The organism is Terriglobales bacterium (assembly GCA_035624475.1).
Taxonomy (GTDB): Bacteria; Acidobacteriota; Terriglobia; order Terriglobales; family Acidobacteriaceae; genus DASPRL01.
This window is the reverse complement of record DASPRL010000133.1, coordinates 1-8,016: the sequence shown is the minus strand read 5'-3', so window position 1 is coordinate 8,016 and position 8,016 is coordinate 1. Positions and strand designations below refer to the sequence as shown.

At 65.8% G+C, this 8,016-nt stretch carries 7 protein-coding genes; 4 read left to right on the top strand and 3 right to left on the bottom strand.

Annotated elements, in window-relative coordinates:
- Positions 1-176 precede the first annotated feature (176 nt).
- From VEG08_05735 to VEG08_05725, 3 genes are all read right to left on the bottom strand, one after another.
- Positions 177-809, bottom strand: a complete 633-nt coding sequence (locus tag VEG08_05735) for a DedA family protein (protein HXZ27487.1) — start codon at positions 807-809, stop codon at positions 177-179.
- A 36-nt stretch (positions 810-845) separates the two neighbouring features.
- Positions 846-1,769, bottom strand: coding sequence for an alpha/beta fold hydrolase (locus tag VEG08_05730; protein HXZ27486.1), 924 nt, complete (start codon positions 1,767-1,769; stop codon positions 846-848).
- Positions 1,770-1,866: 97 nt separating this feature from the next.
- The gene (locus VEG08_05725; GenBank protein ID HXZ27485.1) at positions 1,867-2,103 is read right to left on the bottom strand and encodes a hypothetical protein; all 237 of its coding nucleotides are present in this window, start codon (positions 2,101-2,103) and stop codon (positions 1,867-1,869) included.
- A gap of 242 nt (positions 2,104-2,345) precedes the next feature.
- Here VEG08_05725 and VEG08_05720 point away from each other — a divergent pair, with 242 nt between their 5' ends.
- The 4 genes from VEG08_05720 to VEG08_05705 form a co-directional block, all read left to right on the top strand.
- Positions 2,346-5,264 (top strand): ATP-binding protein, encoded by a 2,919-nt coding sequence (locus VEG08_05720; GenBank protein HXZ27484.1) that lies wholly within the window; start codon positions 2,346-2,348, stop codon positions 5,262-5,264.
- Complete coding sequence (locus tag VEG08_05715) at positions 5,257-6,690, top strand: sigma-54 dependent transcriptional regulator (protein ID HXZ27483.1); 1,434 nt, start codon at positions 5,257-5,259, stop codon at positions 6,688-6,690. Before VEG08_05720 ends, VEG08_05715 begins: the two co-directional genes overlap by 8 nt.
- 120 nt (positions 6,691-6,810) lie before the next feature.
- Positions 6,811-7,617, top strand: coding sequence for an ABC transporter permease (locus tag VEG08_05710; GenBank protein ID HXZ27482.1), 807 nt, complete (start codon positions 6,811-6,813; stop codon positions 7,615-7,617).
- A gap of 18 nt (positions 7,618-7,635) precedes the next feature.
- Positions 7,636-8,016 (top strand): ATP-binding cassette domain-containing protein (locus VEG08_05705; protein ID HXZ27481.1); only part of this gene is annotated, 381 nt, incomplete at its 3' end.

Here is an 8,016-nt window from a genome sequence, read left to right as displayed (position 1 = left end):
AGAGCAGGGCCGCACCGAAGGCCACGCTCAGTCCCAGGAGGGCGCCGAAGAAGCGCAGCCAGGCCTGGCGGTCGATGTTGGCGAAGGCGGATTGCAGGGCGGCGCGCATGGGCGAGAATGAGAGAGCGGCGCTAGCCGCAGCCTAGCACCGGCGGCGCGCCGGGGGCAATCGCAGGTCAGTCTTCTTCGCCAGTGCCCGCGCGGGCGGCGCGGCGCCGGCGATAGCGCCAGTACAGGAGGACGAGCACCACCGCCGCAGCCACGAAGAGGCCCGTGTTCACCCGCTTCATGATGCGCAGCAGGTCGTCCCACTCGCTGCCGAAGAGATAGCCGACCAGGGAGACGACGGTGACCCACAGCGTGGCGCCCAGGAAGTTGAAGAGGGCGAAGGAGCGCCAGGGCATGCGCAGCACTCCCGCCATGGGCCCGGCGATGATGCGCATGCCCACGATGAAGCGGGCGAAGAAGATGGTGTGCGAGCCGTAGCGGGCGAAGAGGCGCTCGCCGCGCTCCAGCGTCTTCTGGCGGATGTGGAAGATGTGCTGGTAGCGCTCCAGCATGGGGCGGCCGCCGCGGTAGCCGATCCAGTAGCCGATGTTGTCGCCCAGAGTGGCCGCCAGGACGCCCACCAGGATGATGTAGGGCAGGTGCAAGCGGCGCTCGGAGTAGGCCAGGAAGCTGGCGAACAGCAGGATGGTCTCGCCGGGGACGGGCACGCCGGCGTTCTCCAGCAACAGGGCGATGGCCACCGTCCAGTAGCCGAAGTGGTTGAAGAAGTGCCGCAGGATATGGAAAAGGCGCTCGCCCATGCCGGCTTCCCCTACGCAGGTGGGGGCGGGGCTAGTTTATCCGACCCGGGAAAGAGGCGCGGGAGTTTCCCCGGAGGGCGCGGCCAGGAAGTCGGCGATGACGCGGTTGAACTCCTCCGGGACCTCCTCGTAGGGCAGATGGCCGACGCCGGACAGCACCACCAGGCGGGCACGCTGGAAGCAGGCGCGCAGGCGCTCGGCCGAGCGCAGGGAGACGGCGCGGTCGCGGTCGCCCCAGAGCAGCAAGGCCGGGAGGCTGCGCAGGCGGGGCAACTCGCGCTCCAGTTCGGCCAGGTCGGCGGACCAGGCATCGAGGATGGCGTAGACGTAGTCGGCGGTGTGCGGCAGCCGCGCGGCCGCGTGATAGCCCGCGAGCGTTCCCGGGGCGAGGCGGGAGATGCTGCCGTAGAGGCGGCGCAGCACGAAGTCGTTCAACACCGCCAGCCGCGGGCCCAGGCGGCGCAGGCAGAAGCGTCCCAGCGGCGTGCGTAGGAAGGGCACCAGGGGATTCTTGATCGGGGACCAGGGATTCACGGGCGCGACCAGCAGCAGGCGGCGCACCCGGGGGGCGCCGCGCTCGGCGGCCAGCGCGGCCAGACGCAGGGCCACGGCGCCGCCGTGGGAGGTGCCCAGCACGTCGGCCTGCCCGATCCCCAGCTCGTCCAGGAAACGCAGCACGCGCTGGGCGGAGGCGCGCAGGCCGTAGTCCAGCGCCGGCCGGTCGGAGAACCCCATGCCCAGCAGGTCGGGAGCGTAGAGGGTGGCAAGCTTGCCCAGGGCCGCGAAATTGAAGCGCCAGGAGAAGGAGTAGCCGAGCAGGCCGTGGAGCAGCAGCAGGGGCGGCCCCGCGCCGGCGCGCAGGTAGCGGAGGCGGTGGCCGTCGAGCGTGGCCCAGCACTCTTCCGTCCCTGCCACTTTGGGGGGCGCGACTTTTGCGGGCGGGCTCACGCGGGCGGGCAACCGAAGGACCGGCTCCTGACTTCTTATGGAGTAGCTATCGCCTCTGTCGCTTCTTGGCGGGGAGGGCTTCGGCCTTCCCCGCGTTTTGCGAGGGCGGCTAATCGTCCTCGACCCAGCGGCAGCGGATCTCGCCGCGGCGCAGCTCCGCCAGGATCTTCTCGGTGATGCGCTCCAACTCGGCGATGGGATGCTGCTCGCCTTCGTAGTAGACGGCGGGCGGGTTGGCCAGGGGCTCGGCCCAGACCTCGAAGGCGCCGCCCCCGGTCGAGATCTCCAGGTAATCTCCCTCTTTCAGCCGCTTGCGCAGGATGTCGAGACTCAGGTCTTCCGCCACGGCTTCCCTTCTCCGCATGGAAATCTGGACGACCCTCGAATTCTAGAGGCCGGGCGAGGATTCGTCCATCCTCGCCCAAGCGACCTTGTCATCGTCCCGCCCTGAAGGCCACAGCCCGGCCGCTTCCCTCGGTCGGGGGGATACAGAAAATCACATATGCCTACGAAAAACCGTAGCCGGACAAAGCGAAAGCCACTATAATGCTCTATCTTACGGAACCACAATGGGTTAGAGAGAAGGCCATGGGCAACACGGTGGCACACGATTTGCATCCCACGGGGAAGCCGCCCGCGTCCGCAGCGCGCGGTGGGGTGCGTGTGCCCGGGCCCATGACCAAGGACCTGCAAGTCCGCTTTGTCGCCATCCTGCTGGCTGTGCTCACCCTGGGCGCGGTCATTTGCGCCGTCCTGAACTATCGCAAAGAGGTGGAGTGGGGCAACCGCGTTCCCACCGACGGAGTGTGGTGGGTGGAGCACGAGCACTGGCTGCGGGCGGAGCGGGTGGCCCCCGGAGGTCCGGCGGACCGCGCCGGCATCAAGAGCGGGGACGTGCTCAATGCCATCAACAACCGCACCGTCAACACCAGCGGGGCCCTGACGCGGGAGATGTACAAGGGCGGGGCGTGGCGGAGCGCGACCTACTCGGTCCGCCGCAACGACGTTCCCCTGGACGTGCCGGTGATCCTGGAGCCGGCGGATAACTCCCTCAACCTGGGCCTGCGGCTGATCGCTCTCACCTACCTGGGCATCGGCTTGTACGTGCTGCTGCGGCGCTGGACCGCGCCCAAGTCCACCCACTTCTACGTCTTCTGCCTGGTCTCGTTTGCGTTCTACTCCTTCCACTATGTCGGCAACTTCAGCACCTTCGACTGGGCCATCTACTGGTGCAACGTGGCGGCCTGGCTGCTGCAGCCGGCGCTGTTTCTGCACTTCGCCCTGACCTTCCCGGAGCCGCGGGAGCTGCTGCGGCGGCGGCCCTGGCTGGTAGGAGCCGTGTATCTGCCGGGAGCGGGGTTGCTGGCGCTGCACATCGCGGTGCTGCGCCAACTGCAGGCCAGCGAACTGCTGCGCTGGAACCTGGACCGGGTGGAGATGGTCTACCTGGTGCTGCTGTTCACGGTGTCGGCGGCGGCGCTGTGGCGGCGCTACCGCCGCGCCCAGACCCCGGTGCTGCGGCAGCAGATGAAGTGGGTGACGCGCGGCACCATCCTGGCCATCACCCCCTTCACGCTCTTCTACGTGATCCCCTACCTGGGAGGAGCGCTGCCCACCACCGCCATGAAGGTCTCGGCCTTCTCCCTGGTCTTCCTGCCGCTGACCTTCGGCTACGCCATCGTGCGCTACCGGCTGATGGACGTGGACATCATCTTCAAGCGGGGCGTGGTGTACACGCTGGCGGCGGCGGCCATCATCGGACTCTACTACGGCTCCGTGGCGGTGGTGGCGGAGCTCATCCACATCAACCTGCCCAGCACCGGGCCGCTGGGTCTGATCGTGGCGGTGATCGCGACCGCCCTGCTCTTCGACCCGGTCAAGAACTACACCCAGCAGCGGCTGGACCGGGTCTTCTACAAGAAGCGCTACGACTACCGGAGCACGCTGATCGCCTTCGGCCGGGACCTGAGTTCGGAGACCGACCTGGACCAGATGCTGAGCTCGGTGATGGAGCGGCTGGCGCGCACCCTGCTGGTGGACCGCATGGCCATCTTCCTGGCGGACGCGGAGCACCCCGAGCGCTTCACCCTGGCCAAGTCGTACGGCATCTCCTTCGGGGGCGAGCTGGACCTGAGCTTCCTGACCCGGGCGGGGCACGATGCCGAGAGCCGGCACCTGTTCTTCGACAACACCCAGCAGGCCATGCTGGACAGCCCGGGTGCGCGGCAGACCATCGCCCGCCTGGACCTGAACTACTACATCCCCTGCACCATCCAGGATCGCATCATCGCGGTGGTGGGGCTGGGCAAGACCATGGAAGGCGACTTCCTCTCCAGCGAGGACGTGGAATTGCTGGAGGCGCTGGCCGGCTACGTGGGTATCGCGGTGCAGAACGGCCGCCTCTATGCCTCGCTGGAGCAGAAGGTGACGGAGTACGAGCGCCTGAAGGACTTCAACGAGAACATCGTGGAGTCCATCAGCGTTGGGGTGCTGGCGGTGGACCTGGCCGACCGCATCGAGTTCTGGAACTCGCAGATGGAGGTGATGTACGCGCTGCCGCGCGCGCAGGCGCTGGGGCAGCCGCTGAGCGCGGTCTTCCCCGCCGCCTTCGTGGAGGAGTTCTACCGGGTGCGGCCCACGGCGGGCATCCACAACCTGTACAAGTTCCGGCTGGAGACCTCGGCGGGGGACACCCGCATCACCAACCTGGCCATCGCGCCCCTGGTGACCAAGAAGTTCCAGGTGGTGGGGCGGCTGATCATCGTGGACGACATCACCGAGCGCATCGAGTTGGAGTCGCAACTGACGCAGGCGGAGAAGATGTCGTCCATCGGGCTGCTGGCGGCGGGGGTGGCGCACGAGGTCAACACCCCGCTAGCGGTCATCTCCTCCTACGCCCAGATGCTCTCCAAGCAGGTGCAGGACGACGAGAAGAAGTCGGCGCTGCTGGAGAAGATCACGCGCCAGACCTTCCGCGCCTCCGAGATCGTCAACAACCTGCTGAACTTCTCGCGCACCAGCGGCACCGAGTTCGGGTCGGTCGGCCTCAACAAGATCATCCGCGACACCCTGACCCTGCTGGAGCACCAGTTGAAGACGGCGCGCATCAAGGTGCAGGACGAGCTGGCGGCGGAGGAGCCCGTCATCCACGGCAACGCCGGCAAGCTGCAGCAGGTCTTCCTCAACCTCTTCCTGAACGCGCGCGACGCCATGCCGGAAGGGGGGACGCTGACGGTGTCGACCGCCAACGGCTCCAGCGTGCAGGTGCTGGTGGCCGACACCGGCGTGGGCATCGCCCAGGAGCACATCCACCGCATCTACGACCCGTTCTTCACCACCAAGAACGGGACCCAGGGGGGCCAGCCCCGCGGCACCGGGCTGGGCCTGGCCGTCACCTACGGCATCATCCAGGAGCACGCCGGCAAGATCCGGGTGGAGAGCCAGCCCGGCGAAGGCACCCGGTTTTACCTGCAGTTCCCCATGACGCGAAAGGCGGTCCATGTCTGAAGCAGCCGTACTCACGCAACGAGGGGGCGCGGAAGGAGCGCCCGTCCCCGGAACCATCCTGATCGTGGACGACGAAGCCGCCATCCGCGAATCCCTGGAAACCCTGCTGCAGATGGAGGGCTTCGAGGTGGAGTCGGCGGGCAGCGGCGAGGAGGGACTGGCGCGGCTGGCCAACCGCCCCTTCGATCTGATGCTGCTGGACTTCGCCCTGCCCGACCGCAACGGCCTGGAGGTGCTGCAGGAGTTGCGGCAGCGCGACTCCCAGCTCGCGGTCATCATGATCACCGCCTACGGCACGGTGGAGAACGCGGTGCGGGCCATGCAGAGCGGGGCCGTCAACTTCATCCAGAAGCCCTGGGACAACGAGAAGCTGCTGGCCGACGTGCGCGCGGCGGTGGCTCGGCACCGGGCGGAAGAAGAGAACGTCCAGCTCAAGCGCGCCCTGAAACAGCGCTACAACTTCGAAAACATCGTGGGCAAGAGCGACGCCATGCTGAAGATCCTCGACCTGATTGCGCAGGTCGCCCCCAGTCGCTCCACCGTCCTGCTTCAAGGCGAGAGTGGTACGGGCAAGGAACTCATTGCCAAAGCCATCCACCTCAACTCGCCACGCCGCGACCATGCCTTCGTCCCGGTCAACGCCGGTTCCATGCCTCCGGACCTACTGGAGTCCACCCTTTTCGGGCACGTCAAGGGTGCATTCACCAGCGCCATTGCCTCCAAGAAGGGGCTGTTCGAGGTGGCCGACCGTGGGACCCTGTTCCTGGATGAAATCGGTACCATGGGTTTGGACACCCAGAGCAAGATCCTCCGCGTGCTGCAGGATCGCCGTTTCATGCACCTAGGCGGCGTGCACGAAATCCAGGTCGACGTGCGCATCATTGCCGCCACCAACGTAGACCTGAAGCAACTGGTCCGGGACGGTAAGTTTCGCGAAGACCTGTTCTACCGCCTCCACGTGATCACCATTGACTTGCCGGCGCTGCGCCAGCGCAAGGAAGACATCCCGCTGTTGGCCGAGCACTTCCTCAACAAGTACTGCGAGGAAAATGGGAGGCCGCCGCTGCGCATCACGCCCGAAGCCCTCCGGCCCTTGTTGGGCTACTCCTGGCCGGGCAACGTACGGGAACTGGAGAACGTCATCGAACGTGCGGTCGTGCTCTCCGGGGGATCTGAAGTCGGAGCTGACCTGTTGCCCGATCCCATCGCCGGTCGGGGATCCACATTCCCCTTGCTCGAGCACCGTCCCGACGCCTCCCTCTTCGATATCCTCGAAGGCTGCGAGCGCCGCATCATCATCGACATGCTGGAAAAGTGCGGCTGGAACCAGACCGAGGCTGCGGAACGCTTCCGCGTTCCGTTGTCTACCCTCAACCAGAAGATCAAGCGCCTGAATATCGAGATCCGGAAGAAAAATCGGGAGTAGATCGCAGCCCGCAGTCCGCCGGGCTGGTTCTTAAGAAGGCACGGACGCAGGTCCATGCCACCTGCGGCGTAGGCTGAAGCCCGCTCTGTTATAGTTTCGACAGGCACCACGGAGCGAGCTATGGCGACAGGCGACTTCCTGAGCGACATCGAACTCATCTCCCCTTCGGAGTTTGTCAAGAAAAAGATTCAGTCTGTACAAGAGTATTCCCTGCTCGCTTTCCACTCGCTGCTTAACCTGTTCCGCGGACCGCGCTACCTTGCGGACATGACTCAGCAGGCCGACTTGATCGGCTTTGGCTCTTTGCCCATCGTGCTGGCGGCCGTGTTCTTCACCGGAGCCGCCGTCGCGCTCAACAGCGCCACCACGCTCAGCCGCTTCGGCGCAACTAGCGTGATCGGCCAGCTCGTCTCCATCAGCATCGTGCGGGAACTCGGCCCCGTGCTCGCCGGACTGGTCGTGGCCGGGCGGAACTCATCCGGCATGGCGAGCGAACTGGGCTCGATGATCGTTACTGAGCAAATCGACGCCATGCGCGCTCTGGGCACCGATCCCATGAAGAAGCTGGTGACGCCGCGGGTGATTGCCACCATCGTCATGATGTTTTTTCTGACGATTCTCGGCGACCTGCTGGGGTTGACCGGAGGCAGCGTGGTGGCCAGCCTGCTCCTGCACATGGATGCGCACGCCTACTGGAGCAGCGCCTGGCAGACCCTGCAATTTTCCGACGTCTTCATGGGCCTGGCCAAACCCCTGGTTTTCGGTTTTATCATCGCCACCATCGGTTGTTATTACGGATTGTCCACCAAGGGTGGGACTCAAGGCGTCGGTCGCGCCACCACCGAGGCGGTGGTGGCCGCAATGATCCTGATCATCGTCGTCGATGTTTTCGTGACCAGGTTCCTCATGGTGGTGTTGGGAAGCTGAGGGAAATCTCTCTTACTCATGTCGGCTCCGACTTTACCCCTCGAAGCTCCGACCGCCGCCACCCAGGATCCGGCGGAAGACGCGATCGTCTTTCGTGACGTGCACCTGGCGTTCGAGAACAACCTGGTGCTCGACGGCATTTCCTTCCGCTTGCAGCGTGGCGAGACCAAGGCCCTGTTTGGAGTGGCCGGGTCGGGCAAGAGCACGATCCTCAAGCTGGCTCTGGGACTGTTGAAGCCCGACAGCGGTGCCATCTATGCGCTGGGCGAGGAGGTGAGCGAGATGCGGGAGGAGGAGCTGTTCGCTCTGCGCCGCAAACTGGGGATCGTGTTCCAGGAGAGCGCCCTGTTCGACTCGCTGACCGTCCACGACAATGTGGCGTACCGGCTGATGGAAGAA